General features: G+C 59.1%; 24 protein-coding genes. 16 read left to right on the top strand and 8 right to left on the bottom strand.

Features of this window, described 5'->3' with window-relative positions; genetic code table 11:
* Positions 1-4: 4 nt before the first annotated feature.
* From MHY22_RS01870 to MHY22_RS01845, 6 genes are all read left to right on the top strand, one after another.
* Positions 5-865, top strand: coding sequence for a fumarylacetoacetate hydrolase family protein (locus MHY22_RS01870; protein ID WP_239277816.1), 861 nt, complete (start codon positions 5-7; stop codon positions 863-865).
* A 76-nt stretch (positions 866-941) separates the two neighbouring features.
* Complete coding sequence (ppk2, locus tag MHY22_RS01865; protein WP_204609688.1) at positions 942-1,829, top strand: polyphosphate kinase 2; 888 nt, start codon at positions 942-944, stop codon at positions 1,827-1,829.
* Positions 1,830-1,858: 29 nt separating this feature from the next.
* Entirely contained in the window at positions 1,859-3,037 is a 1,179-nt protein-coding gene (locus tag MHY22_RS01860) for a sensor histidine kinase (protein WP_239277815.1), read from the top strand.
* Complete coding sequence (locus MHY22_RS01855; RefSeq protein WP_239277814.1) at positions 3,030-3,689, top strand: response regulator transcription factor; 660 nt, start codon at positions 3,030-3,032, stop codon at positions 3,687-3,689. The genes MHY22_RS01860 and MHY22_RS01855 overlap by 8 nt, the downstream gene beginning before the upstream one ends.
* Before the next feature lie 86 nt (positions 3,690-3,775).
* Complete coding sequence (locus MHY22_RS01850) at positions 3,776-4,489, top strand: ATP-binding cassette domain-containing protein (protein WP_239277813.1); 714 nt, start codon at positions 3,776-3,778, stop codon at positions 4,487-4,489.
* A gap of 82 nt (positions 4,490-4,571) precedes the next feature.
* On the top strand, positions 4,572-5,972 hold the full coding sequence (locus MHY22_RS01845) for a hypothetical protein (RefSeq protein ID WP_239277812.1): 1,401 nt from the start codon (positions 4,572-4,574) through the stop codon (positions 5,970-5,972).
* Between the two features lie 135 nt (positions 5,973-6,107).
* Here MHY22_RS01845 and MHY22_RS01840 read toward each other — a convergent pair whose 3' ends face one another.
* Complete coding sequence (locus MHY22_RS01840; protein WP_370658823.1) at positions 6,108-7,562, bottom strand: glyceraldehyde-3-phosphate dehydrogenase; 1,455 nt, start codon at positions 7,560-7,562, stop codon at positions 6,108-6,110.
* Positions 7,563-7,626: 64 nt separating this feature from the next.
* Positions 7,627-8,610, bottom strand: coding sequence for a nitronate monooxygenase (locus MHY22_RS01835; protein WP_239277810.1), 984 nt, complete (start codon positions 8,608-8,610; stop codon positions 7,627-7,629).
* 35 nt (positions 8,611-8,645) lie between these two features.
* Between MHY22_RS01835 and pth the strand changes: the two genes are divergently transcribed.
* Positions 8,646-9,293 carry an aminoacyl-tRNA hydrolase gene (gene pth, locus MHY22_RS01830; protein ID WP_239277809.1) on the top strand — a complete coding sequence of 216 codons (648 nt, stop codon included), beginning with the start codon at positions 8,646-8,648 and terminating at the stop codon, positions 9,291-9,293.
* On the opposite strand, the gene MHY22_RS01825 is transcribed toward pth, so the two are convergent.
* On the bottom strand, positions 9,290-9,982 hold the full coding sequence (locus MHY22_RS01825; RefSeq protein ID WP_239277808.1) for a TrkA family potassium uptake protein: 693 nt from the start codon (positions 9,980-9,982) through the stop codon (positions 9,290-9,292). The genes pth and MHY22_RS01825 overlap by 4 nt on opposite strands.
* The gene (locus MHY22_RS01820) at positions 9,975-11,327 is read right to left on the bottom strand and encodes a potassium transporter TrkG (protein ID WP_239277806.1); all 1,353 of its coding nucleotides are present in this window, start codon (positions 11,325-11,327) and stop codon (positions 9,975-9,977) included. Before MHY22_RS01820 ends, MHY22_RS01825 begins: the two co-directional genes overlap by 8 nt.
* 81 nt (positions 11,328-11,408) lie before the next feature.
* Here MHY22_RS01820 and MHY22_RS01815 point away from each other — a divergent pair, with 81 nt between their 5' ends.
* Positions 11,409-12,245 (top strand): SDR family NAD(P)-dependent oxidoreductase, encoded by an 837-nt coding sequence (locus MHY22_RS01815; RefSeq protein ID WP_239277805.1) that lies wholly within the window; start codon positions 11,409-11,411, stop codon positions 12,243-12,245.
* A 24-nt stretch (positions 12,246-12,269) separates the two neighbouring features.
* Positions 12,270-13,904 carry a peptide chain release factor 3 gene (locus MHY22_RS01810; RefSeq protein ID WP_239277804.1) on the top strand — a complete coding sequence of 545 codons (1,635 nt, stop codon included), beginning with the start codon at positions 12,270-12,272 and terminating at the stop codon, positions 13,902-13,904.
* A gap of 72 nt (positions 13,905-13,976) precedes the next feature.
* On the opposite strand, the gene MHY22_RS01805 is transcribed toward MHY22_RS01810, so the two are convergent.
* Both MHY22_RS01805 and MHY22_RS01800 read right to left on the bottom strand, forming a co-directional pair.
* Positions 13,977-15,542, bottom strand: a complete 1,566-nt coding sequence (locus MHY22_RS01805) for a TrkA C-terminal domain-containing protein (protein ID WP_239277803.1) — start codon at positions 15,540-15,542, stop codon at positions 13,977-13,979.
* Positions 15,543-15,694: 152 nt separating this feature from the next.
* The gene (locus MHY22_RS01800; protein ID WP_239277802.1) at positions 15,695-16,564 is read right to left on the bottom strand and encodes a patatin family protein; all 870 of its coding nucleotides are present in this window, start codon (positions 16,562-16,564) and stop codon (positions 15,695-15,697) included.
* Positions 16,565-16,589: 25 nt separating this feature from the next.
* Between MHY22_RS01800 and MHY22_RS01795 the strand changes: the two genes are divergently transcribed.
* From MHY22_RS01795 to MHY22_RS01785, 3 genes are read left to right on the top strand one after another with little or no spacing between them, the layout of a single operon-like run.
* Positions 16,590-16,931, top strand: coding sequence for a hypothetical protein (locus MHY22_RS01795; protein ID WP_225747272.1), 342 nt, complete (start codon positions 16,590-16,592; stop codon positions 16,929-16,931).
* An 11-nt stretch (positions 16,932-16,942) separates the two neighbouring features.
* Positions 16,943-17,320, top strand: coding sequence for a hypothetical protein (locus MHY22_RS01790; RefSeq protein WP_239277801.1), 378 nt, complete (start codon positions 16,943-16,945; stop codon positions 17,318-17,320).
* Positions 17,321-17,338: 18 nt separating this feature from the next.
* Entirely contained in the window at positions 17,339-17,878 is a 540-nt protein-coding gene (locus MHY22_RS01785) for a gamma carbonic anhydrase family protein (protein WP_239277800.1), read from the top strand.
* Here the strand turns inward: MHY22_RS01785 and MHY22_RS01780 are convergent.
* Positions 17,875-18,528, bottom strand: coding sequence for a hypothetical protein (locus MHY22_RS01780; RefSeq protein WP_239277799.1), 654 nt, complete (start codon positions 18,526-18,528; stop codon positions 17,875-17,877). The two genes, MHY22_RS01785 and MHY22_RS01780, sit on opposite strands and share 4 nt — an antisense overlap.
* 234 nt (positions 18,529-18,762) lie before the next feature.
* Here MHY22_RS01780 and MHY22_RS01775 point away from each other — a divergent pair, with 234 nt between their 5' ends.
* Genes MHY22_RS01775 through MHY22_RS01765 form a run of 3 tightly spaced genes read left to right on the top strand, consistent with a single transcriptional unit; the run spans position 18,763 to position 22,951 of the window.
* Positions 18,763-21,141: an MMPL family transporter gene (locus MHY22_RS01775; protein ID WP_239277798.1), complete on the top strand. Its 2,379-nt coding sequence runs from the start codon at positions 18,763-18,765 to the stop codon at positions 21,139-21,141.
* Positions 21,134-21,733, top strand: a complete 600-nt coding sequence (locus MHY22_RS01770; protein WP_239277796.1) for a TetR/AcrR family transcriptional regulator — start codon at positions 21,134-21,136, stop codon at positions 21,731-21,733. The genes MHY22_RS01775 and MHY22_RS01770 overlap by 8 nt, the downstream gene beginning before the upstream one ends.
* Positions 21,734-21,775: 42 nt before the next feature.
* A complete protein-coding gene (locus tag MHY22_RS01765) occupies positions 21,776-22,951 on the top strand; it encodes a DUF6882 domain-containing protein (RefSeq protein WP_239277795.1) in 1,176 nt (391 codons plus the stop codon).
* On the opposite strand, the gene MHY22_RS01760 is transcribed toward MHY22_RS01765, so the two are convergent.
* Entirely contained in the window at positions 22,928-23,971 is a 1,044-nt protein-coding gene (locus MHY22_RS01760) for a 3-hydroxyisobutyryl-CoA hydrolase (protein ID WP_239277794.1), read from the bottom strand. The two genes, MHY22_RS01765 and MHY22_RS01760, sit on opposite strands and share 24 nt — an antisense overlap.
* A gap of 24 nt (positions 23,972-23,995) precedes the next feature.
* Between MHY22_RS01760 and MHY22_RS01755 the strand changes: the two genes are divergently transcribed.
* Complete coding sequence (locus MHY22_RS01755; RefSeq protein WP_239277793.1) at positions 23,996-24,838, top strand: HAD family hydrolase; 843 nt, start codon at positions 23,996-23,998, stop codon at positions 24,836-24,838.
* Positions 24,839-24,919: the final 81 nt, after the last annotated feature.

The raw sequence follows: 24,919 nt of genomic DNA, 5'->3' as shown, positions 1-24,919 counted from the left end.
CGCCATGAAATTGGCTACCCTACGCACTGGCTTTGGCACTTCCGCTATCCGCATCGACGGCGATAACGTGGGTGTTGAATTGGATTATGAAGACGTCGGCCAGCTCCTGCGCAGCGAAGATTGGCGCAAAGCCGCCCAGCTTTCCGGCGAACCCTTGGTCTTCGACCACGCCGACTTGGAGGCCGTCGTACCAACTCCCGGCAAAGTCATCTGCGTGGGGCTCAATTACGCCAAGCATATTCGCGAGATGGGACGCGAATTCCCCGAACATCCCACCTTGTTCATCAAGTTCGCCGATGCTCTCACCGGCCCCTATGATGATGTCTTCATTCCCGAATATGGCACACAGAAGCTGGATTATGAGGGAGAATTGGCGGTCATCATCGGCGAGCGTGCCCACCGTGTCAACCGCGACGAGGCCCTAGATTATGTGGCCGGCTACGCCATCATGAATGACTACACGCTGCGTGACTTCCAACGCCAAACTAGCCAGTTCCATGCCGGTAAATCCTTTTATCGCACCGCCGGCTTCGGTCCTTGGCTTACCACCGCGGATGAGTGGTCACCGGGGTCCGGAGCTGTCCTCACCACGACCGTAGACGGTGAGGAAAGGCAGCGCGATAATACCGATGACCTCATCTTTTCCGTAGCTGAGCTCATCGAATTCTGCTCACAGCTCTATCCGCTCAATCCGGGCGACGTCATCGTTACCGGCACGCCGGAGGGCGTGGGCTTTGCCCGCACCCCGCAGCAATTTATCGAGGACGGTCAGAACGTCACCATCGCCATCGAAGGCTTGGGGCATATTTCCAATACCACCCGCTATGGCGAACCCGGCTGCGGCCCCGGCTGTACTTGTTCCTAAGCTGTGCCCAGGTTCTCACTCCAAAGTGGGCGGTCCCGTTTTCATCCCAGCCGCTTGCGCCGGTTAAGCTGGATTAATGAGCACAAAAAGCAGTAAAGCCCCTAAGAAACTCAACAAGAAGGCCTACGAAAAGGAGCTCGAACGCCTCCAAGCAGAGCTCGTGGACATGCAGCAGTGGGTCGTTGAAACCGGCGCCCGCGTAGTCATCATCATGGAGGGCCGCGACGCCGCCGGCAAGGGCTCCGCGATCAAGCGCATCACCCAGTACCTCAACCCGCGCACCTGCCGCATCGAGGCGCTGCCCGCTCCCAACTCTCGCGAACAGGGCCAGTGGTACTTCCAGCGCTACGTGGAAAAGCTTCCCACCAAGGGCGAAATCGTCATCTTTGACCGCTCCTGGTACAACCGCGCCGGTGTCGAGCGCGTCATGGGCTTTTGCACCGATCAGGAATACGTCCGCTTCCTGCACCAAGCACCCACCTTTGAGCAGATGTTGGTCGAAGACGGCATCATGCTGCGCAAGTACTGGTTCTCCGTCTCCGATGAAGAGCAGATCAAGCGCTTTGAATCCCGCCGCAACGATCCGCTGCGCCGTTGGAAGCTCTCCCCTATGGATCTGCAGTCCATTACCCGCTGGGAGGACTACTCCCGTGCCAAGGATGCGATGTTCATCCACACCGATACCCCAACTGCGCCGTGGTACACCGTGGAATCAGAAGACAAGAAGCGCTCCCGTATTAACGTCATTTCGCACCTTCTGAGCACCATTCCGTACGAGAAGCTCGAGCGCGAGATGCCGGAAATTCCGCAGCGCCCGGATTCCGATGGCGAAACCTATGAACGCCCTGCCCGCGAAGAGTTCCGCTACGTGCCGGACGTCGCCGCCAAGCTAGAGCGCAAGTCCGAGCAGAAGACGGCAAAGAAGACGTCCAAGAAGGGCAAGAAGAAGGATAAGAAGAAGTAGCAGCACCGGCTGTATTACTATCTTCTTTTATGAGCACTGACACCGTCGCGCAAGCGCGTTTAGGAGATAAAATCCTCACTGCGGTGGCGGTGCTCATTGCGCTATTTTATGTCATTTCTGCCGCGAAGAATCCCAGCATAATTGAGATTATTCAGGCAGGTCTATCGTTGCTATTCCTGCCATTTATGTGGATATGGCGGAGCCGTCCCGTGCTCAGCGCCACGGGCTTTATTGTGCTGCTCGCGGCATGGGCCGTGGCTTGGATGAGCCAGCTGCCCACCAATCTAGGGCTTACCCCCTGGGCCCTGACTGCACCCATGGCGGTGTATGCGACCTCCCGCTACGTGGGGCGCCGCATAATTCCCCGCACGGTGCTGGCGCTGACGATTCTGGGCTCCTTCATCTCGCCCTTCATGTGGCGCATTGATCCGGAGTCATTCCTGCTGCACTACCAGCTAGACCGCCGCTTCTTGGCCATGCTGGTGGTGCACTGGGCAGTTTTGGGCAGCACCTATTTCATAGCCGCGCGCTACTTTGACTTGGCGCGCCAACACGAGCGGCTAGCCCAGGAGCGTTTCCACCAAGCCCAAGAAGAAGAACGCCTGCTCATTGCTAGGGAATTGCACGATGTACTCGCTCATTCTCTTACTTTGATCAAAGTTCAGGCGAATGCCGGGATCATTGCCGGGCGTGTAAATAGTGACGCTGCCCAGGATGCTCTTGCCACTATTCGTGAGGGCGCGGATTCTGCATTGGAAGAGGTCCGCGGCATTGTCACGGCACTGCGGAGCACCGGCCCCTCCGCTCTCAAACCGACAGAGCAGCTTGAGCACATCGAGGGCATTATCGATGGGTTCCGCGCGGCGGGCTTAGAAATTGCAGCGGACTTACCAGAGACCTATGAGGCGCCTGCACTTACGCAATTGGCCTTGGTACGCATCATTTCTGAAGGCCTGACCAATGCGCTGCGCCACCAGGGCCCTGGCACGCACGTAGAAGTAGAGCTCGCGCTTGCCGACGCCGCTCAGATCACCCTTACCTCTACCAATCCCTCCCCGACTCCCAGCGAAGTTACTGGCAGCGGAGTCGGCCTCATTGGCGTCGAAGAGCGCGCCCACGCGCTGGGTGGAAGACTAGAGTGCTCGGGTGATGCAACAAAGTTCATACTGCGTGCCGAACTACCGATGCAGAAGGAAAACCGTGCCTAAGATTCGTGTCCTACTCGCCGATGACCAAGCAATGCTTGTTGCCGCATTGTCTACCATCCTTAACGCACAAGATGATATTGAGGTCGTGGCCACCGCAAATACCGGCTCAGAGGCCGTCACCGCAGCGTTGAGCCACCGCACTGACGTAGCCATCCTGGATATCCGAATGCCCGGCATGGATGGCATCGCTGCGGCCCAAGCAATTCTTTCCCGCGTCCCCGAATGCCGAATCATCATGCTCACCACGTTTAATGAAGAAGAATTGGTGGCTCAATCTATCGCCGCTGGCGCGCATGGGTTCCTTCTCAAAGATGCAGATCCGGAGGTGCTAGTGGGAGCAGTCCGGGACGTCGCCAAGGGCGAATCGGTGCTGGCTTCTCAGGTCACCGGACCAGTTTTGGAGGCCTATCGCACCGCCCTTACCCGCGGCCAGTTGAGCGCGCAGGAGCGCCAAGGGCTTAGCCTGGTAACCCGGCGCGAGATGGAAGTTCTTTCGCTCATCGCACGCGGTGCTACAAATTCCGAGATCGCCGCCGAGATGGTCATTGCGGAAACGACGGTAAAGACGCACGTCTCTTCACTCATGTCTAAGCTTGCGGCGCGCGACCGCGTGGCGCTGGTGCTGTTCGCCCAGCGCGCTGAAATTGCCTAGTCTCCTACGACGGTAGGAGACATTCACTGCGAAGTCCGTCTTGTAGGCGGAAGATTTTCGCGCCCCGGCACGCGAGACTTCACAGTATGAATTATGAAATCTCCTTTGAGCGCGTCTCGAAGTCTTTTGGCTCCCACACAGTTTTGCGGGACGTAGATTTTCGCATCACCCCTGGTCGCGTCCATGCTCTTTTAGGGCGTAACGGTGCCGGTAAATCTACGCTCTTTTCCATCTTTTTAGGCCTGCTTACCGCCGATTCCGGGACTATTCGCGTGGCTGGTGCGCCCTGGTCACGCGGGGTTCTCGACCACGTGGGGGCTTCCGTCAACGGTCCAGCTTTTTATGGGCACCTTTCTGCAGCAGCCAATCTTCGCGTCCATACGCGGTTGCTTGGTCTACCAGAATCCGAGATAGAGCGAGTGCTTGCCATCGTCGGTCTCAACGGAGCCGGAAAGAAAAAGGCTAAGTCATTTTCTACTGGCATGAAGGCACGGCTCGCCCTAGGCCAAGCACTGCTTGGCGATCCCGAAATCCTCGTTCTCGATGAACCCCAAAATGGCCTTGATCCGCAGGGCATCGTCGAGCTTCGTGAACTTCTGCAGAACCTGGCTGGCGCCGGTCATACCGTAATCGTCAGCTCCCACCAGCTCGGTGAGATTGTCCACTTAGCCCAGGACATCACCATCCTTGCCGAGGGCACCATCCGCTATTCTGGTTCGCTTAAGAATTTGGCTCCCAGTGGTCAGCTTGAAGCCGAATTTTTCCGGCTGACCTCCCCGGATGGTGAGGCTCATGTTTAATCGCTACCTTTCCGCCGAGGTCCTTCGCAGTCGCGGGAGCGCGCTGCAATGGCTCCCTCTACTGGCCGTACCATTAGCGGTAATGACAGCGTTGTTTTCCGCGCTTGCTTCTCCCACGCAAGACGTCACCAGCGTTTTGGGGTGGCAGTCCATGTTCATCACGGGCATGTATGCACCTCTCATTGCGCTTTTTGCCGCCATTCCCGAGCGTCGAGAAGCCCGTACTCGCGGCGGCGGTACCCTGTGGCGCCGGATCAACGCCCACTATGAACAGAGCTCGCGCTTTCTTGTCATAATTTCTAGCCTGGCGATCTTCCATGTCCTCAATTTCGGTCTTTCTTGGGCAATCGTGGCTCTTCAGGGCCGTGCCAACCATCAGCTATTAGTAGTGGCTGGGCTCTTTTCCTTCCTAGGGGCTATAGGGATCGCCGGGCTCGCTGCAGGGTGTGCGCGCCGCTGCGGCCTCGTCGCCGCGTTGGCTGGAAGCATTGTCTGGCAAGGAATTGGAATTCTACCGAGCACTGTCGAGGGCAACGCGTGGTGGGCGTTCCCACCTGCGTGGCCGATGAGGTTATTGCTTCCTGCCCTGCGGATTCATCAGAACTCTGTTCCTCTCGATCCAGGTGATCCGCTACTGCAAGAAGGTCCACTGCCCGCCGCACTACTATGCCTAGTTCTTGCGGCTGTAGGTACGTGCGCGGCAATCTTTACTCCTCGCCGCATACGACCTCTTAGGTTGCGTCTGCGCCAGGGCGGTACCGCTGAAGGTGCGGCCGCAATCACCACTGGTGGGGTGTGGATCCCTACTGCTACACCGAGAGCTGCCGCTCGGTCCACACTATCTGGCGCGCTGATCGGGCTGCACCGTGCGGCGTTGAGCCCCTTGCTGATCGGGTGTCTAGTGCTGAGCATCGTGGCTTTAGCCGTCATTGCCCTCACCTACCCTGCCGATTATGTCCACGGCTTCTTCGTCTTTGCGCTCCTGCCTGTGGGCGCGGGAGTCCTCCCTTGCCTAGTGTGGCCACTGCTAGAGGCGGCGTGGCCGCTAAGCTACAGCGAATCACGTCATAGCCCTAACGCCTTTCTCATCTGGATCTTTGGGGCAATAGTACTCGTGTGCACGGCTGCATCGCTCGCTTCAATCAGCGCCGGTTCTTCTGCTCCTGCTGTCTTGGGACGACTGCCGCTGGCCGTAGGTGTGGGTTTCAGTATTGCGGTGATTTCCCTGTGCATCGTAGTGCGCTTCAGGATTATAAGTGCACTCGCCATCACCATAATGGGCACCATTGTTTCCGTAACTCTCGGCGGTGATGTCCTCGCCAAGACTTACCTGTGGCTAGTTGCCTTTTCGGCGTGGCCAATAAATGCCGATACTCCTGCACGCTACGCTGTCGCAGCATTCTTAACACTGCTTATCGCCGCTGCTGGTTCATGGACGGCGAAACGACTGCTGCGGACAAAGGCACTGCAGCCAACGGATTAACCACATAAAGCGGCCACGTTTCAACGCCATTGGCGTGCTTCCAGGCCGATAGCGTGGCTGCTTTTCGGGGTTGGGTGATTGGAGCAGGGAAAACGGCAAAAGCCCGCGGAAACCGCGGGCCAGAGCTTTATGAGCTTAAAGCTCAGACGGAGATACGCGCTTCGGCAGAACAACCGGGCGGGTGTGCGCCAGCTCTTCTACGATGCGTACTACCTGGTTGGAGTAGCCATACTCGTTGTCGTACCACACGTACAGCACCAGGTGCTTGCCGGAGGCGATGGTAGCAACGCCGTCGACGATGCCGGCGTGGGTATTGCCGATGAAGTCAGAGGAAACAACCTCTGGGGAGGCAATGTAGGAAATCTGCTGGCGCAGGTCGGAATGCAAAGAGACATTGCGCAGGAAGTCGTTGACCTCATCGCGCTCTACTTCCTTGGACAGCTCGAGGTTGAGCACGGCCATGGACACGTCCGGGGTAGGAACGCGGATGGCGTTGCCGGTGAGCTTGCCCTCAAATTCCGGCAGAGCCTTAGCCACAGCCTTGGCTGCGCCGGTAGCGGTAAGCACCATGTTCAGGCCTGCGGCGCGGCCGCGGCGATCGCCCTTGTGGTAGTTATCGATGAGGTTCTGGTCATTGGTGAATGAGTGCGCGGTCTCCACGTGGCCGTGGTTTACACCGTAGCGGTCATTGATGACCTTGAGAACAGGGGTAATGCCGTTGGTGGTGCAGGATGCAGCGGAGAGAATCTGATCCTCATCGCTGATGTTGTCGTTATTGATGCCGTAGACGATGTTCTTGATATCGCCCTTGCCCGGTGCGGTCAGCAGCACGCGGGAGATGCCCTTGGCCTTGAGGTGCTGAGACAGACCCTCGCGGTCGCGCCATGCGCCAGTGTTGTCCACCAAGATGGCGTTATTGATGCCATAGGAGGTGTAATCGATCTCGGAGGGATCATTGGCATAGATCATCTGGATCTTGGTGCCGTTAGCCCAGATAACCTCGTTCTCCTCGTCGACAGAGATGGTGCCGTTGAAAGCACCGTGGACGGAATCGCGGCGCAGCAAGGAAGCGCGCTTGAGGATGTCACCGTCGCCCTTCTTGCGCAGGACGATGCCGCGCAGGCGGACGCCACCGTATGCTGCCTCGCGGGCGACGAGCAGGCGGGCCAGCAGGCGTCCGATGCGGCCGAAGCCGTAGAGGACGACGTCGGTGGTCTCTAGGTCAACGCCAGCACCGACGATCTCGCACAGCTCGCCTTCCAAGTACATGCGGAGGTTTTCCTCGTTGGATTCCTCCCACCCCAGGACCAAGCGGCCGAGGTCGACGCTTGCGGCGCCCAGGTTCATGTCTGCCAATTCCACCAGGATAGGCAGGGTCTCCGCCGTGGACAGGTGGCGCTGTGCGATGCGGCGGCCGTAGCGATGAGACTTGATGATGTCGATATCGGTCTGTCCCACCAGTGGGCGGCCGAAGATGGTGGTGACAACGTTATTGTTGCGGTGCAGCTGGTGGATGAGCGGAATCATCTGCTGCGCCAGCTCGAGGCGCTCGTTCCAATCATCATGGCCAACATGTGCGTTCGCAGTCACGTAATTCATTCCTTTTCTGTCACGGGGGTGGCATTAAATCTTCAAACATAAATATTAGCGCTTACTAGTGTGGGTTTTGGCATAGATCGTTCAGGATGTTGGCCACAGTACCCCCGTTAATTTTTGCCACGTCGGTACCTACGAGGCAGTAAGCTACGGCATCATCGTGCTGCGCACGGCGTTCCTTAAGCACAGGGTTCAAGAGCGGATAAACCGGTGGAAGGTTGGGGTGACTGCGGGTGTACTGAGTTTCTAGTCCACGAGCAAAGCGGCCCGAGAAAGCACGGGTAGACACGGTTTGCCCACCACGGCGCAGTAGCTGCCGGTTGTAGTCACTCGTTCCTGCTTCTTCGGTGAGCAAGAATGCGGAACCACAGGAACATGCGGCGACGCCATCCCAGGACATAGCGGTGGCTATATCGTCTGCGGTGCGCAGGCCGCCGGCGGCAATGAGGGGAACTTCTGGGGCTGCGGTATGCACGTCGGACACCAATTCCTCCAAGTCCCGAGAATCGAGAGTCGCGGCTAAGTCCCAGGTTCCGCGATGGCCGCCGGCGGCTGGGCCTTGGACGCAGAGCACGTCGACGCCCCGACGTGTGGCGGCGGTTGCCTCCGCAGAAGTGGTGACGGTGGTCCAGGCCTCTGCGCCCGCGGCGTGGATTCGCTCTATCTGTTCGGGTGTGAAGGTGCCAAACATAGACCACACCACGCGGGCACCGCCGCGCAACGCTAGGTCCAGCTTCTCTTCAAAGCCAAAGGAGTAATCGGGATCAGGCAGTGGCTGGTTTTCTGCTTGCGCCAGCTCGCGTGCGGCGGCACGTTGCCCCCCGGAAAGCGGCTGTTGTGGGCAAAAGAGGTTTACCCCAAACGGAATGCCGGTGCACTGGTCAATCTGTATGCGGGCAGTGTCTATGCTGGCAGAGCCCACGCCTAAGGTGCCAAAAGAACCGGCGGCATGGGCGGCGCGCACTAGTTCCGGGGTGGTGGGACCGCCGGCCATGGGCGCGGGGATTACGCTACGGGAAAGGGAGCTTATAACCTGACTCATAGCACCCCACCTTACTGAGAGAGGAAGCTAGTGCAGTGGCACCTTTAGGAGATTTTTTCGCGCGGTTCTTTGGCTCGAAGAATAAACCCACACCAGGCCTCAATCCGGACGAGCTAGAGGCGGAGTGGCTTATTGTGGGCCTGGGCAATCCCGGCGCGAAGTATGCCGCTACCCGCCACAATGTGGGCTATATGGCCATCGATGATCTGCTAGCCGCAAGCGGAGACGTGCTGGAGCCGGTTCGTGGGATGGATGTGCAGGTCGCGCCACTTAGCTGGGCGGGACAGAAAGTACTTGCCGTGCGTTCGGGCACGTTTATGAATCTTTCTGGCGATCCAGTAGCGCCGCTGGCACAGAAGCTAGGCATCGCCCCAGATCACGTCATTGTTCTCCACGATGAGCTGGACCTTCCGGCCAATAAGATCCGGATCAAGCAGGGCGGAAATGAAAACGGGCACAACGGCCTCAAGTCGCTCACCGAGCGCTTGGGCACCCGCGACTATCTGCGCGTGCGCATTGGCATTGCCCGGCCGCCCAAGGGTTCGTCCATTCCGGATTACGTATTGGGCCCCGTGGATGCGGGCGCTGGCTTTGATGACGCCATCGCCACCGCGGCCGAGGCCGCCCGCCTCATCGTGACGGACGGGCTAGGCAAGGCCCAGAACCAGATCCACTCGCGCTAGCACTGGGAAAATTTTTCTAGTGCCTTGGGGCTGCCGGCGGCGACGATGAAATCGGTGGGGGTGAGCTCGGTGGCGTCGGCAAGCGGGGCCCACTCCCCTTCCGCGCGGCGCACAGAGACCAATTGCACGCGGTGCGTGCGCCAGATGGCAGAAAGGTCGAGCGGCCGGCCCACCAATGAGCTAGGAACGGCCATCTGGGTCACGCCATAATCGGTGGCAATCTCCGCAAAATCACGGAAACGCCCGCCCAAAAGGTAAGCCACGCGGCGGCCGGTATCACGCTCTGGCCGGATGACATGGTGGGTGCCAATCTGGCTGAGAATGCGCGCGTGCGCCTCCGAATCAGCCTTGGCCCAGATGTCTTTGACCCCCAACTCCACCAGATTGGACGCGGTGAGGATGGAATCTTCCAAGTGAGAGCCGATGGCGACGATGACGCGCTCGACCTCCTCCACGCCCAGCTGGCGCAAGGCCTCTGGGTCGGTGGTATCGGCTGCAATGGTCTCGGTGAGGTAGGGCGCTTCTTCACGCACGCGCTTTTCGCTGGAGTCGATGCCGAGGACCTCAACCCCATTGGCCATCAGCTCATGAGCAAGCGAGGAGCCAAATCGGCCTAATCCAATAACGACGACGGGTGGAATATCGATGCCAGCGCGGGTGCGTCCCAGCGCCTTGAGAATATTAGCCAAGGAACGGCCTTTCTTCGGGGAAGCTATAGCGCCGGCTGACGGATTTCGCCGCCAGCGCTGCTACCAAGGTGGTTGGGCCAACGCGGCCCAGGTACATAATGAGGCACAGCACTATCTGCGAGGGCGCAGACAGGCTTGCGGTAATTCCGGTGGACAAGCCCACCGTAGCGAAAGCAGAAAGAACTTCGAAGGAGACTTGATCACCGCTAAACTCCGGATCAAAAAAGCGCAGCGCCGCCACGCCCAACGTGACCACCATGACGCCGGCAAAGCTCAGGGCTAGGGCCTGGCGAGTCACCGATCGCGGAAGGCTGCGGTGGCCAATGGTGGTGGTTTCCCGGCCCGAAAACTCCGCGGCCATGGCAGCCAAGAGCACGCAGGCGGTGGTGACTTTAATACCGCCGGCCGTACCGGCCGAGCCACCACCGATGAACATCAAAATGTCGGTGCCCATCAGCGTAATGGGGTGTGCCTGCCCATAATCAATGGCGTTAAAGCCCGCCGTGCGCGGAGAAGCGCTGGCAAAGAAAGAGTTGAGCAACTTATCCCCCAGCGACATCGAGGACAAAAGCCCGGTCCACTCCATGCACGCGAAGAAGACGCCACCGGCGAGCAAAAGCACGGTCGTGGCCGCTAGGGTCATGCGGGCGGTAATGGAAATGCGGTGGACCACATGGCGATCGCGGCGTACCAAGCGCACCAGCTCCGCCCACACCGGAAAACCTAAACCGCCACCGATTAAGGCGGCGGCCAACGGCAGCAAAATCCAGGCATCAGAAACAAAGGGCACCAGGTTATCGCTATTGGTACTGAAGCCGGCATTGTTAAATGCAGATACCGCATGGAAGATGCCTTCCCACACCGCGCGCGGAAAGGAGTGCCCATAGCCAATCATCAAGCGTGCGGCCACAATGACAGCGATGATGGTCTCAGCCACCGCGGTAAAGACGAAGGTAAAAATCAGCGTCTTGCGGATTCCACCGGGGGCAATGGGGCGCCCCTCATAGGCACCGGTTTTGCGCGCCTTGAAGCTAATCCGGCCAGTAAATAGCAGGCCGGATAGCGAAGCGAGCGACATGATGCCCAGGCCGCCCAGTTGTATAAGCGCCAAGATGATGACCTGCCCGGCCGGGCTCCAAAAACTGCCGGTGTCCACCACGATGAGGCCGGTAAGCGAGACCGCAGACGTAGCAGTAAACAAGGCAGACAGGAAGGAAGCGCGGGCGGTGCCGGCCTCGGCGAACGGCAGCATAAGCAAAACCGTTCCCACCAGAATCAGCACAAGGAAGCCAGCCGCGGTCAATCGCGCCGGGCCCCACTGCCGTATGGAAAGCAAGTGTTTCACCAGCGGAAGTATAGACCTGCTTTCGGCGCAGGGAAACTGCTGGCCGGCACTACCCCTCGGTGGACGGTTAGCATTGGTGTTATGACTTCGCCAAATAGCACTGCCAAGACCATTGTGATTACCGGCGCATCCGGCGGATTGGGCGCCGCGGCTGCTCGTCAGTTGCACCGCACCCGGCCACAAGACAACCTGGTTATCATCGGCCGCAATCCGGAAAAGACCCGCGCGGTGGCCGAGGAAGTCGAAGGCCAGTACTTCCTAGCGGACTTCGAATCCCTGGGCCAGGTACGCCGCTTGGCACAGGATTTGGAAGGCCTAGAGCATATCCACGCCCTGGGTAATAATGCCGGCGGCATTTTTGACGGCCCGTCTACCACCGCCGATGGATTTGAGCGCACCTGGCAGGTCAACGTGGTGGCGCCTTTCCTGTTGACCTCGCTGCTACGGGACAAGCTGCGCGCGGATAACGCAAACGTGGTCCAGACGGCTTCGCTAGCTAATTTCCTCATGTCCAACTTTGACCTGAACGATCCCAATACGCTGGAGCACTTCAGCCCCGAGCGTGCCTACGGCAACGCCAAGCTGGGCGATATCCTGTTCACCCGTTATCTCGACGCCCACGGGCTTTCCGCGGTGTCCTTCCACCCTGGCGTGCTTGCCACTGACTTTTCCAAGTCCTCTACCGGCATGATGTCCAAGATGTATTCCGGGCTGATTGGCAAGACCTTTGGCAAGCCTGCCGAAGGCGGCGATAACCTCGCCTACTTTTTGACCGGCACCGAGGGAATCCACTTTGAATCCGGCGAATACTACAACGACAAGCGCAAACCAGGCCTCCAGCGCCCCATTGCGAAGAAGCTGTCGGTGGCTCGCCGCGTCTTTGATGATTTGGGGCGCCGCCTCAATGTGGAGTGGTAGCGCGAAACCACTAGACTATGCCGCATGAGTTCTGTCGCTTCTGAGGCCTCGCGCCGCCGCACGTTTGCCGTTATCGCCCACCCGGATGCTGGTAAGTCCACGCTGACGGAGGCGCTGGCGCTGCACGCACACGTTATTAATGAGGCCGGCGCGGTCCACGGCAAGGGCAACCGCAAGTCCACCGTGTCTGACTGGATGGATATGGAAAAGGACCGCGGCATTTCCGTGGCTTCCTCGGCGCTGCAGTTCGAGTATGCGCCGGAGGGCCACGAGGGCGAGCCCTACATGATCAACCTGGTTGATACCCCGGGCCACGCGGACTTCTCGGAGGATACCTACCGCGTGCTCACCGCGGTGGATGCGGCAGTCATGCTTATCGACGCCGCCAAGGGCCTCGAGCCCCAGACTCTTAAGCTCTTCCGCGTGTGCAAGGCCCGCGGCCTGCCTATCGTTACCGTCATCAATAAGTGGGACCGCGTGGGCCGTGAGCCCCTAGAGCTTGTCGACGAAATCGTCAACGAAATCCAGCTGCAGCCCACCCCGCTGTACTGGCCGGTGGGCATCGCCGGTGACTTCCGCGGCCTGGCGCATATCAATGATGATGGCGAGGCCGATGAGTATATCCACTTCATCCGCACCGCTGGCGGTTCCACCATTGCTCCAGAGGAACACTTTGATCCGGATGCCGCCGGGGAGAAGGAAGCAGATGTATGGGAAACCGCAGTCGAGGAAGCCGAGCTCCTCGCCGCCGATGGTGCCCTGCATGATCAGGAGCTTTTCGAGCAGTGCGTGACCTCCCCGCTTATTTTTGCGTCTGCGATGCTGAACTTTGGTGTGCACCAAATCCTGGATACGCTGTGTGCCATTGCCCCGGCTCCGCACTCGCGGGACTCCGATCCGAAGGCAGTTGAGGCTGCCACCAGCGCCATTGATGAGGTCCGCGAGGTCAGCGATGACTTCTCTGGCGTCGTCTTCAAGGTCCAAGCAGGCATGGACCAAAAGCACCGCGATAATTTGGCCTTTATGCGCGTGGTCTCCGGTGAATTCGAACGCGGCATGCAGGTCAACCACGCCCAATCCGGCCGCAGCTTTTCCACCAAGTACGCCCTCACCGTCTTTGGCCGCACGCGCGATACCGTGGATACCGCCTATCCGGGCGATATCGTGGGTTTGGTCAACGCAGGCTCGCTTGCCCCTGGTGACACCATCTATTCCGGCAAGAAGGTGCAATTCAAGCCCATGCCGCAGTTCGCGCCGGAGGCCTTCCGCATTCTGCGCGCGAAGTCGCTAGGCAAGTACAAGGCCTTCCGCAAGGGACTGGAGCAACTGGCGGCCGAAGGCGTGGTCCAGATCCTCAAGAACGAGGCGCGTGGCGATGCCTCCCCTGTCATGGCGGCGGTGGGCCCCATGCAGTTCGAGGTCATGCAGGCCCGCATGGAGTTCGAATACAACGTGGAAACCGTCACCGAGCCTATCCCCTATTCCGTGGCTCGCCGCACCGATGCCGAATCCGCCCCAGAGCTCGGCCGTCAGCGTGGCGTGGAAATCTTTACCCGCCAAGATGGCGAGCTCATCGCGCTCTTTGGCGATAAGTGGAAGCTCGCCTTCATTGAGAAGGAACACCCAGAGCTCACTATGGAAACCCTCGTGGCGGATTAGAAACCACACAGGTCCACATAGCAGAGAAAAAGGCCGCTTCCCGTTCTGGGAAGCGGCCTTTTCCGTTGCGTGTTAAACCATCAACATCACAGGGACAACGGCAATCTTGACCACCTGCCCCACCACAATGGTGGCCGCATAACCGGTCATGATGCGCGAGTCGGAGCTCAGCCCCGTGGCGTAATTGACCACGGCCGGCTGAGCAAAGATGCCAGAAAGTCCGCCAGAGGTACGGGTTTCGGACTGACCCATGAAGCGATTCGCTACAGCGAATAAGACCGAAACCACCACGGTGACAATGGCGGCGAGGATCATGCACTTCAGACCCATCCAGGAGAAGGCGGTGGACAAGAATGCCTCGCTGGATGAGAGGCCCACAGACGCCAAGAAGATGACGAGGCCCCACTGCTGGAAGGCGGTATTAATGGAAGCCGGAACCTGCCATGGAATGCGGCGGGTGCGGTGCAGCGCACCGAGGATAAGACCGGTAATCAGCGGGCCGAGCGCGAAGCCCAGCTCGAAAGAAGCACCACCTGGCATCGGTACCACGACCTGGCCCAGCAGATAACCCAAGAAGAGGCCACCACCCAAGGCCACCCAGTTCAGCTCGGAGTAGGACTTAATGGAGTCGCCGAAGTAATCCTGGATATCGCCCAAGCGGTCAAACTTCACGATGAGCTCGAGGATATCGCCGGAAGCCAGATGAGTTTCATTATTGGCCAAGAATTCCTCATCGCCGCGCTGCACGCGCACGATACGACCGCCATAGCGGGAGAACAGGTTGAGCTCCTCAACGGTGCGGCCGGCAATATCTTGGTTAGAAATAGCCACGGTTTCGATGACCAGGCGCTTATCCACGAACGGAGTTTGCGGCTGGCGCTTGCCCAGCATTTGGGTCAGTTCACGGGCCTTGGCCTTGGTGACCATCACGCGCAGGATATCGCCCTTGTGCAATTCGGGGCGATCGCCGGCAACCCGGACCTTATTACCGCGGCGAATGGTAGCGATCACAAAGTGATCCTTGAACTGTTCTTCCAAATCATCGTAGTTCACGTCTTTGGTAACGCGAATGGTGCGGGAGCGGAAGATCTTGGAGGCAGAATTGTCCTTATCGTGCTTGGCGGGCCAATTCTGCTTGAGCAGGAATGCCACGACCAAAATGGCCACCGCCACACCCACGGGATAGCCCAGCGAGTAGCCCACGGCGGGTAGCTCTTCACCGGTTTGTTGCTGGGCAACTGCCAGCGACGGCGTCGAGGTCGTGGCGCCGGCAAATACACCAACGGAAGCCAAGGTATCCAGCCCCAGCATGCCACCAAAGAGGATGGCTGCGCCCGCGGCCACCACAATCGCAATGGTCGCCGTGAGCATGTGCTTCATCTGCTTGGAAAAGCCCTTGAAGAAGCGCTCACCGGCGGACAGGCCTTGCATATAAATAAAGAGTCCCAAGCCCAGCTCTTGCAGGGAGCTTAAGATGTCTTTATCTAGGTCAATAAACGAGCCGAAGGCCAAGCCCACAAACAGCGTGCCTGCCGCGCCAAAGCGCAGCGGACCGAAGGGGATCATGCCAAAAAGCGTGCCGAGCAGCACTATGAAGAAAATGCTCAGCCATATATTTCCATCAAAAATTGCTAACACGCTGGAATATTTTAGGCATTTTCCCCCAAAGTTCCACGTGAAAGGCACATTCTTTAACGACCACCAATGGCATCGCTACTGCTTAGACCCTTTTCACCAGGGGCCACCCACCCCCAGCAGCGGCACATCTCACAGCTAACGCCCATAGTGAACTAATCGAGGAGGAATTCCTTCCACCGTGGCCACTCCGTGTAGGTCTGGGCTTTCCCTGCCTGATAGTTCGCCCGCAGCTTGTGTACGTTGCGTTCGGTGGAGGCCACCTGCATATCTTCCGGGAAAAATAAATGCGCCTTCCCTTGGCGCTCCAACTCCAAAAGCCGATCTTTGGCTGCGTTATAGAGGGCGGGGCGGGCTATAAGGGCGTCGGCAATAGCGGGGTACCTGCGGAAGATGCGGCGGACGAAGGCTGGGCGCGCAACCTCCGGGCGCACATACCCGCGCGGCTTAGTACCAATAAACAGAAACTTCTCGTATCCGGCCTCTTCTGCTTGCGCAATGGTAATGCCACCGGAAGAGCCCAAAGCACCGTCCACGTACGGCGCGCCGTCGATAAATCGCATCGGCATAATCAGCGGCAGCGTGGAGGAAGCGCGCACGCGCACGAAGAGATCTTCCGGGGTGTGGATGTCCTGGCGAGTCCAGTAAACAGACTCGCCGGTATCGGCGCGCGCTGCAGCAAGCACCATATCGGCCGGATGCTCGCAGTAGGACTGCCAATCAAAGGGCAAATCCCTGTCTGCTGCGCGCTCATAGATGTACTCGGCATTGAAATACCCGGTGCCACGCACCAGCGAACCCACGCCACCGAAGCTAGGGTTTTTAGCAAAGTCCGTAAAAGACTCTTCGGCGCGGCGGGCATCGCGCGACAAGTAATTAACGGTGTGCGATGCCCCGGCAGAGACGCCGCCTACCCAGCCAAAGTCCACGCCTTCTTCGATGAGTTTGACCATACAGGCGGCAGTATAGGAATTGCGCATGCCGCCGCCTTCAATAACGAGTGCGGTGTTACTGGCGTCAATCATGGTGCCCCATACTACGCTGGGCCCAATGAAGCGCATTTTCCGACAATTGCTCGCGGACGAAGAAGGCACCTTCGATATCGAAACCGGCCAGCAGCCCCGCACCGGGTTCGCCTATAACCCCACCGGGAAGGTGCTCCTGCGGGTGACGGAGCCTACCCCAGCCGCGGTGAGCAAAGCCTTGGCCTTAGCCAAGGAACACGGCGCGCGGTATCTCGGCACATGGCGCCAGCCCGATGGTCCACTCGTCTTCCTCGCCACGGCCGTAACCCACGATGAATCTGTGGCCCGCGAGCGCGTTGCCGCCACCGGGCAGCGTGCGTACTTCGACTTGGAGCGCTGCCGCACCATCACCGTGAGCGCTCACTAGACTGGGCTCCCATGGGATTAAAAGATGCACTTGCCCGGCTGACCGGCGCGCAGTCCCCACGCCTGGCCCGCCCAGATTCCGCGGCGCTCACCTCCCACATTGACCGGCTGGAAATCCACACCGCAGGGCCGCTTATCATCGTCGTTACTGACCAGCCCGGCGCCGAGGTACTGCGCGAAGTAGCCCGCGCCCGCGAGTCAGCTACGCTGGATTCTCCCACCACGACGGTGCATTTTCCCGCCGTAAAAAAGGAAGCCTTGCCCATCAAAGATCCTCGGCACGGCTGGGTCATACCGATGACGCCCGCGCTTGCCGACGCCCTCGTAGACAACCTCCCCTACCCCGGCGACTACGAGCTTTCCCCCGCCGTAGCCGTGGTGGTGGAATAGTTTCCTGAAAGGACTGACATGCTGCTTTTGCCTTATTCTGGAAAGAAGCCGCGCATCCACCGCAGTGCGTGGATTGCACCCACTGCCACCATCATTGGCGATGTAGAAATCGGCCCGGATTCCTCCGTGTTTTATGGCAGTGTCCTGCGCGGCGACGTGGGCGCGATTCGCATTGGTGCTAGGTGCAATATTCAGGACAATTGCGTCTTCCACGTAGAAGAGGACACGCCGTGCGTACTAGAAGATGATGTCACGGTGGGACACATGGCGATGGTCCATGCCGCGCATGTGGAGGCCGGTTCCCTGGTGGGTATGTCCTCTTCGCTGCTCTCGCGCTGCACTATTGGCACCGGCTCACTCATCGCGGCAGGCGCTGTGGTACTGGAAGGAACCACCATTGCGCCGCGGAGCCTTGCCGCCGGCGTGCCAGCCAAGGTCCGCCGCGAGCTCAGCCCAGAGGAATCGCAAGCCTTCATTCCGCATGCTGCTCGCTACGTGGACTGCGCGCGCAGCCAATCCGATGCGGCTTTGAGCCTGGATGAGGTCACCTTTGATTAAAGGGAAAGCACGCCCATGAGGATGAGGAAGACCGCCACGAGGTAGCCGCCAAAGAGCGCCACCTGGGTGCTATTGGCGCGCGCCGCGGCAAAAAGACGGCCGGCAGCCGATTCGGGATGGGCGCGCACCACCGCAATAAAAAGGCCACAGACAGTGGGCAGGGACAGGGCAAGGCTGGCGTACCACACCAAGCCGCCGTACTGAGCGGCCGGAGCAATATCTTCGGTAGCCAAGTGCATAAGCCCGTAATAAAACGGCACCGAGGTCAGCGATTGCACCACACCCATTACGAAGCCGATGAGTGCGGTAATCGGTGATGGCGTCCGCAGCGGCTCTAGCAGCCGATTGACTAAGGCATTGGGCTGCCCATTAGATCGCCATGATCCGAAAGCCACCGCAATGCCCACTGCTACAAGGACCCAGCCAGCAATGGGTGAGCTCAAAATGGCCTCAATTTGGTCTTTGACTCCTAGCAACAAAAACATCACCACTGCCGCTGCGACGAGCACCCCGACCCAATCTCCTATTACCACCAATGCAACAATGCGCCGATACTTACCGCGGGGCAAAATGATGCCGATGGCCACAAGGATGCCAATAAGTAAGGCATTGACGGAATCCAGAAGGGCGAAACTAACGGCGTGGAGCATGCCGGACAGTCTACCGCCCCATACCGCCATCGCCGATACACCCGAGGGCACAAGCCGTATATCTCACGAGCAGCTTCCTATTGCCCACCACACACGTCTTTGCACACATTCCGCAATTTTGCGTACACTATGCAATGTTTCGCACGGGGTGCAGATTTTTCCCCGCGGATTCCATATTCACTGTCACCCGCGCGCAAAGCATTGCACGCATACTGCACAAGAAAGCACATTTTTATGTCTAAATTCCTCTACCGGCTAGGCAGCTGGTCCTACCGCAAGGTGTGGCCATTCCTCGCCTTTTGGCTCATCGTCTTGGTGGCCATGGCGGGACTTACCGCCGGCTTTGCCAAGTCCCCGAACCCTAATTTCTCCATGCCGGAGATGGATTCCACGACCACCCAAGACAAAATGATGGAGCGCTTCGGCCAAGATACCGATGCCATGAGTGCTCCCGAAGGCACGGTGGTCATCCAAGCACCGGAGGGCAAAGACCTCACCGATAAACAGGTAGCCGGCAAGGTAGATGACCTCCTTAGCGAGCTCAAAGACACTGGCGCGCTCAAGGCCCAGGACAAACTGGTCAGCCCGGTGATGGCTGCAGCCGGCATGGAAAAGCAAATGGGCGAAAAGATGAAGGCCCAGCACATGCCGGAGGAGCAGATTCAAAAGAACCTGCAACAGCTCTCCCCGCTCAGCGAGGACAAAACTACCGGTACCGTCACTATTACCTTCAACGCCAACGAAGTCATGGACATCCCAGAAGAGGACATGACCAAGGTCACGGACGTCCTCAACAAGTACGACGAGGGCGAGCTCACCGTGAAGTACCAGGGCAACGCCTTTAGCTCCGCGGGCCAAGAGATGGGTGGCAGCGCCGAGATGATCGGCCTCATCGTCGCCGCAATCGTGCTGCTGATTACCTTCGGTTCCTTCGTAGCCGCTGGTATGCCGCTAATTTCCGCCATCATCGGCGTGGGCATCGGCATCCTCGGCGTACAGGTATCCACGGTCTTTACGGATACCGTTTCCGATATGACCCCGACGTTGGCCTCCATGATTGGCCTGGCCGTCGGCATCGATTACGCGCTGTTTATTGTCAACCGCTTCCGCAACGAGCTCATCACCTCCTCTGGCCTCAACGATCTTTCGCCAAAGGAACTGGCCCAAGAGCTCAAGAAGATGGATAAGGCCACCCGTGCCCACGCCATGGGCATGGCGCTGGGCACCGCGGGCGGTTCCGTTGTCTTCGCCGGCACCACCGTGGTCATCGCCTTGGCCGCGCTGACCATTATCGGCATCCCGTTCCTGGGCACCATGGCCATCGCCGCCGCGGCAACAGTGATCATCGCCGTATTGGTTGCCAATACTTTCATTCCCGCCCTGCTGGGACTTTTGGGCACCAAGATCTTCGCCGGCCGCGTGCCTGGCCCCAAGGTTCCAGACCCAGAAGACGAAAAGCCCACCATGGGTCTGCGCTGGGTTCGCCGCGTGCGTGCCCACCCGTGGCTGCACCTTATCGCGGGCGTCGTTGTGCTGGGCATCCTGGCCGTACCATTTGCCCAGCTGCGCCTGGCCATGCCCACCGATGGCACCGCAAAGCCCGGCACCCCGCAGCGCGAGGCCTATGAGATCACGGCAGACGCCTTTGGCCCTGGCCGCAATGCGCCGATGATCGCGTTCGTTGATGTGGCCGACGTCCCTGAGCAGGACCGCATGCCGGCCTTTCAGGAACTGCTGCAAGAATTCAATGACAACGACGGCGTAGAAAACGCCCAGATCGTGCAGACCACTGACAACGGTGATGCTGCGCAGATCATGATCACGCCTACCACCGGCGCAACCGATGAGGAAACCACCGAAACCCTTAACCACTTGCGCGATTACCAGGGTGAGTTTGAAAAGACCGGCGGTTCCTACGGCATTACCGGTATCACCCCGATCTTCGATGACATTTCTGAGCGCCTCAATAACGTGCTTATCCCATACGTAGCCATCGTGCTGGGCCTGGCCTTCATCGTCTTGATGCTGGTCTTCCGCTCCATTTGGGTACCGCTCATCGCTGCTGCTGGATTCGCGCTTTCGATGACTGCCACCTTCGGCATCACCGTGGCCATTTGGCAAGAAGGCATGTTCGGCATCGTCGACGACCCACAGCCGCTGCTTTCCTTCCTGCCCATCATGCTCATCGGCCTTACCTTCGGCCTGGCCATGGACTACCAAGTCTTCTTGGTGACCCGCATGCGTGAGGGATTTGTCAATGGCAAGACGGCCGGCAACGCCACCTCGAATGGCTTTAAGCACGGCGCGCGCGTGGTCACCGCCGCGGCCCTCATTATGGTTTCCGTCTTTGCCGCCTTCATCTTGATGGACGAGCCGTTCATTAAGACCATGGGCTTTGCCCTGGCTGCGGGCGTGCTTATCGACGCCTTCGTAGTCCGCATGATGATCATCCCCGCTACCATGTTTGTGCTGGATAAAAAGGCATGGTGGTTCCCGCGCTGGTTGGATAAGATCACCCCTAATATGGACATTGAAGGCGAAGCCCTGCACTCCGACCGCGAGGAACTCCTGCGCGCACAACGAGAGAAGGTAGGCGAGACACACCGTGGCTAGTCTGCGCGAAGAAAAGAAGCGAGCTACGCGTCAGGCCATGGCCGATGCGGCAGCGCGCCTCGTCCTCGACGGTGGCGCCGAAGCCGCCACGATCTCCGGCATCACCGCGGCCGTCGGGGTCTCCCCGCGCACCTTTCACAACTACTTCTCCTCCGTGGCAGATGCGCTACTGTCCTTTAGCACCGATGTGCTTGCCAAGTTTTCCAAGGAAGTACCCACTGTCTTTCCTAATTCATCCATTTCTGAATTCCTCGAACAGGTAACGCTCGATGCCACCGAAAACGAGGGCAAAGAGCTACATTCTTTTACCTCTCCTTTCACCATTGGCGAGGCTTTAGAAAACTTGAGCCATACCTCGAAAAAGCGCCAACAATTCCAAGTCGTAGCTGACCAAGTTTTGGAAGCTTTCCACCAACGCGTCCCGGATAAGTCGCGCTTTGAGATCGCGGTCATTCTCCAAGCGTGTGCGGGTGCCAGTGCGATGAGCATGAAAGAAATCCACCGCCGCTCCCAGGCCGAAGAATCACTGGACGCTCACACAAAGCATGAGATAGTTCGCACAGCCTTTGCCACCGTGCGCGCCATCGACTAGCTAGCCTAATGGGCGCTTTAATCCGTATGCTCGGCAATAGTTATGGATAAGAAAGCCCCTATATCGAGCACCGCGCAAAACGCCCGCTTCATTCAAGCGGGCGTTAATGCCGCATTTCAAGACCGCATCGGGGAGGCGACCGACGTGGAATTTAATTTCCTCGGCCCCTCCACTGACGATAAAGGCAACTTTGTCACCGATCAGCTAGTGGAGGCGAGGATAAGTTCCGCGCGGCACGTTTCTGATTTCCGTGGCGTGCGTCTCGCCGTCATCGCCGCAGGCACTTGGCACTGGACTACCGCTGCTACCGCGCACTATGGTGACCTTCCGCAGTCAGGTACGGCCAGCACAGACGTCGACCGAATGGTTGCTTATGCCTCCCTCATCGTGGGAAATATGCCGGTGCTGCGCGCCCAGCAGGGCGAGCACGTGGCCATCGTTGCGGTAGATTTCCATCCCTACCTGGACTTTCGCCAGACCTTGCTGCGCGGTCTCCAACACAGCAACGCGGACATGGATGAGAAAGGGCCGGTCCTCGCACTCGCCCGCTACCTAGACATGGATTCCACCGCGGAAGAGCCTTACCTGCATTTTTCTGATGGCACCACGGTGCGTTTTGAACAGCCAAGCCCCGAGGTACACAAGATTTCCAGCATCACCCCGGGCTTGGCGGCCGCGCGCGTCTTGGAGGACGCCTTTTACTTAAGCACCGAAAACCAGATGTTTTTCCAGGGCAACTTCCCAGATGCCACGGTAGAACTCGATGTGGATAAGGCCACCGCCACGGTGTCTTATTGCGGCGGGCAGATTGCGGCCAACGCGGTGCTTATCGCGACCATTTCGGACGAGGAGTTCACGTGGGCCTGGGCAGATCCGGTGTTTAAAGACACCGCGGCGGCGCGGTTGGCAAGAAACCTAGCGCGCTTTGGCATCGACGAGGCCGTGCCCGAACTGGTGCGCCCTCACCTTCCGCTTCCGCTGGCGCGCGAGCACCAGCTGCCGCAGCTAGCTTTGCCCATTTTGGGGATCTGGACACTGGCGGGCACTACGCTTGCCGACGCCCGCGTGGGCCTCGTCCTCCTCGATGCCCCACAGCTCCACCTCCCTGAGCCGACCCCAGCCGCCACCAAAGCGACGTTGGCGGTGCCCCCTCCCACATGGATCAACGCCGATCGCGCCCGCGCCGCCTATGGATCATTTCGCGGGGTGGAGGTGTAGGGCGCTGCGGAGGGCGTCCACGTCGACGTCGGCAAGCGCGGCAGGCTCAAATGCCGCATCGTTGGTTTTATCCACCAAGACCGCTCGCACGCCCTCGGCAAAGTCTCCACGCCGGTACATATAAGCGCCCAGGTTGGTCTCCATATCTAGGGCCTCGCGGATGCTGCTGCACTCCTGCTCGGCGTGGAATAGCTCCATGGCCGCCACGATGGAGGTCGGGCACGCCTGCGCGGTCAGCTTTTCTACCTGTTGCTTCAGTTCTGGGTACTTTTCCAGGGCCGCAGAAATGTCTTGCCAGGTGTTGTGGGAAAAGGCGTCCTCGATGGCGTCGATAAGCTCGGCCAAGGCAGCCTCGCCGCTAGGTGCGGTGGCGTGCTGGGCTAGCGCCGTGGCTAGTCCCTGCTCAATAACCGCACTTGCAAAGGCCTCGCCGTCCGCCACATAGTGGGTGGCCAGCCCGCTCCACACAAGGTCTGCGGCATACATGCGGTAGCCGGTAATCCCCCAGAACTTCGCCAACTCGGCCGAGGCCTTCCCGCGCGTTCCCACCGCACGCTGGGCGGCATAGGCCATGCCCACGTCGGTGACATAGCCAATATTCATCTCTGGCATGGAGGCAAAGGTTTTCTCCGTAACCACGCGGTGGGACCCATGGGCGGAAATGCCCAGACCTCCTCCCATAGCGATGCCATCGATGAGCGCCACGATGGGCTTGGGATACTCCGCGATATCACCGTTCAACGTGTATTCGGTGGCGAAGAAGGCATCCACCTCATCCACTTTGCCTTCCTTGACCGCATCGCGGGCATAGCGAACATCGCCGCCGGCGCAATATGCCTTGGGGCTAGTCGAGGTAAACAGCACCTGTTCCACCTCATCGTTGGCGCGCCACTGCGCCAGCGACTCCGCAATGAGGTGGATCATTTCCGGGGTGAGGGAATTGAGAGCCTTGGGGCGGTTGAGTTCAATGACTCCGGTATGGTTACGGATTGAGGAAACGATAGGTGCAGCAGTAGTCATAGCCCCTAGTGTGACACAGAACGCATGCACCTATCCACCATAAGCCAATTCACAGATAGGTTCGGAATTTTGCTCCCACAGCTCATCGCCCTGGATATGGACGGCACCCTACTGGACGGCAACGGCCAGCTTCCACCAGATTTCGCCGCGATCAGCACCCGTGCCCACCAGCTCGGCGTCACCCTTGTACCCGCCTCGGGCCGCCAGCTCGCCACCCTGCAAGAGATGTTTCCGCACGAGGACACCTTCATCGCCGAAAACGGATCCGTGGTCGTCCACGATAATCGCGTCATTAGCGCCACTACCTTGCCCAGCGCAGCTGTGCGCGCCGCCATGGCCGCACTCCAGTCTGTCGAGACCCCGCATACCGTAGTGCTGTGCACGCCGGATACCGCCTATGTCCACAAAGGCGCCAATAAACAGGCCCGTGCTGAGATTGCCAAGTACTACAGGTCAGTGGAATGGGTAGATGACCTCGATGCACTACTGGATACGGACATCATCAAAATCGCCGCTTACTGCGCCGACGGCAGCGAAAAGCACCTACACCAGCCCCTTCTTGCGGCCGTACCGGAACACAATATCGCCATTTCTGGCGCCGTATGGCTCGATGTCATGGCCGCTGGCGTCAATAAGGGCGTAGCACTACAAACCATGGCCGAGCTCCTCTCGGTTCCTATGCCTCGTACCGCAGCTTTTGGCGATTTCCTCAATGACTACGAGCTCCTCCGCGAGGCCGGCACCGCGATCGCAATGGAAAATGCACACCCAAAGTTGAAGGAAATCGCCGATCACATCGCCCCACCCAATACCGAATATGGGGTCATGACAGTTCTGCGTCAGCTTTTTGACAGCGAAGAGTCTTAGACTCGAATTTTCGCCTCCGCCCCGCGCGCCGCACCGCTACTCCCCTGCATGAGGAGAAGTGCTGGTGCGCAGGCTAAAATA

This window comes from Corynebacterium sp. ACRPO, from assembly GCF_022347205.1.
In the GTDB taxonomy this organism is placed as follows: Bacteria; Actinomycetota; Actinomycetes; order Mycobacteriales; family Mycobacteriaceae; genus Corynebacterium.
The sequence above is the reverse complement of the archived record's forward strand: the minus strand, read 5'-3'. Positions and strand labels throughout refer to the sequence as shown.